2 protein-coding genes are annotated in these 2,125 nt (G+C 58.5%); one reads left to right on the top strand and one right to left on the bottom strand.

The window, feature by feature from the left end:
• Nucleotides 1–647, top strand: a 647-nt coding sequence (locus IRZ24_RS19660) for an ABC transporter substrate-binding protein (protein ID WP_297168291.1), incomplete at its 5' end; no start/stop codon positions are given.
• A 173-nt stretch (nucleotides 648–820) separates the two neighbouring features.
• Here the strand turns inward: IRZ24_RS19660 and thiO are convergent.
• A complete protein-coding gene (thiO, locus tag IRZ24_RS19655; protein ID WP_297168288.1) occupies nucleotides 821–1,957 on the bottom strand; it encodes a glycine oxidase ThiO in 1,137 nt (378 codons plus the stop codon).
• Nucleotides 1,958–2,125: the final 168 nt, after the last annotated feature.

Raw genomic sequence — 2,125 nt, 5'->3', positions numbered from 1 at the left:
GAACAACACTGGTCCAGACCCAGCTCAAGGACGCCGCTACCGCGGCCCCTACGTTGATCCCCCCAGGCCTGCCAGGCTATAAGACGGACTATCAGGGACCGTCGTTCGATGCCGAGAAGGCCCGCGCTTTGCTGCGCTCGGTCTATCCCGATACGGCCCTGGTGCCACCTATCGTCTTCACCTATCCGACAGCGTTGCTCTCACGCAGTGAAGCCAATGCTCTCTGCAGCATGTGGTCAAGTGTTCTGAATATCTCGGTGAAGCCCCTGCCAGTCGAGCTGAACGCCTATACTGATGAGCTAAGCCAACATCAGATCCAGCTTGGTTTCATTCAATGGTACGCTCTCTATCCCGATCCTCACAATTGGCTCGCTCCAAACTTGCTGTCTAATGCACCCCATAATGAGTCTCGCTGGCAAAACCAGACGTTCGACCAGCTCATCACTGAAGCCGAGCAAGCTAACGGAGAAACTCGCTTTGCGCTTTACCAGCAGGCAGAGCAACTAGCCCTTGAGGAGGTGGCCATCCTGCCTTTGGATCACGAGACAATCAGCGCCATCATTCCGCCGTGGGTTCATGGGATTACCCTCAACGCTCGCGGCCTCTACGTGGCCGATTGGTCACAGGTGTATCTCTCGCCGCACTGAGGCGCCACCTGCTCAGCGCACACGAGGTCTGGCTCCTCCTGCTTGGCCATCTACTCCTGTGCGCTCGCCCTGCGCAGTCCAGTACGACACGGCTCCACGCTGGTCAAGGCCCCTTGACCGCCCAATCGATAGCATGAGGCTGCCAGGGCGAGCGGTACGGTAGCTAGTGGCAGCTAGTGGATAGAGGGAGTGCCGAAACGCTCAGGACTGCAGGCCAGTAACAGGGGAGAGCGCTGTCCTGCACAGATCAGTTCAGAGATCAACTGACCGGTGAGCGCACTCAGCATCACGCCGATGCTTCCATGCCCACTGGCTAGAATGACATTGTGCCAGCCTGGCAGCGGACCAAGCAGCGGCAATCCATCCGGCGTGCTGGGACGCAGTCCAGCCCAACTGCGTTCAACCGTGGCATCTGCTAGCGCTGGTACCAGGCTTTGAGCTTGCGCTAGCAGCCAGGCCACTCCTTCAGCCGTCACGCGTACGTCAAAGCCCACATCTTCGCGCGTTGCCCCCACTGTCAGCGAACCATCACGGCGAGGAATAAGATAGATCCCTCGGCCAAAAATCAGATGCTGGAGTGTCGGTAGCCCCCGCGGCAAGCGCAAGCTTAGAAGCTGCCCTCGCAGAGGCTTTACAGGTATCGGAACGCCAAGCCAGGCACAACATTGGGCGCTCCAGGCCCCCGCCGCGATCACCAGTACCTCGCAGGCGATCTCTTTCCCATCCGCCGTCTGGACTGCCAGCACCCGATTAGCCCGCCGGCGCAGACCTCGCGCCTCACAATACTGATAACAACGAGCTCCCGCCTGCAGCGTAGCCCGCGAGATCGCTTGCAGCAGCTCCCCAGCTCTTAGCTGCCCCTCCTGAGGAGCGTAGACCACCCCCAAGACCTCAGCGCTGAGCAACGGCTCCCACTTCCGCACCTCCTCGCCAGTAAGCCAGTGCAGCTGCAATCCTAACGCTTGCCAGCTCCGCCAGCGCCGCTCTAGACGCCCTACCGCCCGCCGATCACATGCCAGGCGCAAGGCACCTGGTTGCTCAAACTCAATCTGTACAGCGCCCCCGGCTTCCAACTCAGCAATCAGCGGCGGCAGGAGTGAGCAGCCGGCAAGCAACAGCGAGGCCAGCGGACCTGGCCCATTGAGCGGGCCTAAAGGGGCAAGCAGACCCGCCGCTGCCGCCGAAGCACCAGCTCCTACCTCAGCCTGCTCCAGCAAGCACACATCGACTCCAGCTCGACGCAGATAATAGGCAATCGACCAGCCAATAATACCGGCTCCAATGATCACTACGTCTGTTCGCTCGTGCATTGCTCTTTCTCTACGACTAATCAAGGACACACACTTTTTTCAAACAAAAGTATAGCTTCTGTGCCGGGCCTGAGTAGAGTTCTTCATACTGTAAGCAGATCAATTTACTATTGCAGAGGTATGGCATACTTAATAAGCTCTTCAATTTATAACAACTTGATATATTGC

The sequence above is a fragment of the Thermogemmatispora sp. genome (genome assembly GCF_019683755.1).
In the GTDB taxonomy this organism is placed as follows: domain Bacteria; phylum Chloroflexota; class Ktedonobacteria; order Ktedonobacterales; family Ktedonobacteraceae; genus Thermogemmatispora.
Note: the sequence above shows the minus strand (reverse complement) of the source record. Positions and strands in the feature narration are given on the sequence as shown.